Here is a 1,283-nt window from a genome sequence, read left to right on the forward strand (position 1 = left end):
GAATGACTTTACTGACCCCGTCATTACACTTATCGGAGATAGTTTTGTAAGTGTTGATATTGACAGTATTTATACAGATGCGGGGGCAAGCGCTTCGGATAATATAGATGGCGACATTTCATCCAATATAATCCCTAGTGGTTTCGTTGACACCAGTACCCCTGGAAGCTACACACTTAACTATGACGTGAGTGACGCCGCTGGCAATGCTGCAGCCACTGTTTCCCGAACTGTAAACGTATCAGACAGCTCAGGACCAACAATCACATTAATCGGTGGTGACACCATCGAGCACCAACAAGGCACGATATTCAACGACCCTGGTGCAAGTGCTTTCGACGCTGTCGACGGAGACGTTTCTTCAAATATCTCTATTACCGGCTTTGTTAACGCAAGCGTCGCAGGTAGCTATGCCCTAACCTACAACGTCAGTGACTCTCAAGGAAACCCTGCAACCCCGGTAACTCGTACTGTCAATGTTGCAGACTCCTTACCACCTGTTATCACGCTGATCGGAGATAACCCTCTTCATGTTGAGTTAAATGGCAGCTTTACTGAACTTGGCGCGACTGCTAGCGATAGTGTCGACGGAGACTTAAGCTCTGCAATTATTATTTCCGGTGACGCTGTCAATACCTCTATTGCTGGAACCTATATCACTCGTTATAACGTCAGCGATAACACAGGTAATTCCGCTATAGAAGTAACTCGAACAGTCCTTGTTTCAGATACGACGATCCCCGTTATTTCACTACTGGGCTCAAACCCTATGAGCATTGCATTGGGAAGCATCTTCAGCGACCCGGGCGCAACAGCAAGTGATAATATCGATGGAAATATTTCCACTAGCATTATCCCTAGCGGTAGCGTGGACCCAACAACTTTGGGCAGCTATACGCTTTCCTATGACGTCAGCGATAGTGCTGGTAACGCTGCACTTACCGTAACTAGAGTTGTTAACGTTGAAGATAATAGCGCACCACTTATCAGCCTATTAGGTGACAACCCAATGGACATATCGCTCGGCGGCAGCTACAACGAGGCCGGAGCGACTGCGACCGATAACGTTGATGGTGACTTAACAAGCAGCATTGCTATTAACGGATCAGTTGATACGGACACACCTGGAACGTACACCATTAGCTATAGTGTCAGTGACAGCGAGGGTAATGTTGGTAATGCTACCCGCCAAGTCAATGTAATCGATAACACTAGTAGCGATACCGTTCCACCGGTTATCTCCTTACTTGGAAACAACCCAATCTTAATTGAACTGGGTGGCA

General features: G+C 47.0%; 1 protein-coding gene. It reads left to right on the top strand.

The features are described from left to right. On the top strand, positions 1-1,283 hold a 1,283-nt coding region (locus A3756_RS28785), incomplete at both ends, for a DUF5011 domain-containing protein (RefSeq protein WP_156490569.1).

It is taken from the genome of Oleiphilus sp. HI0086, from assembly GCF_001635225.1.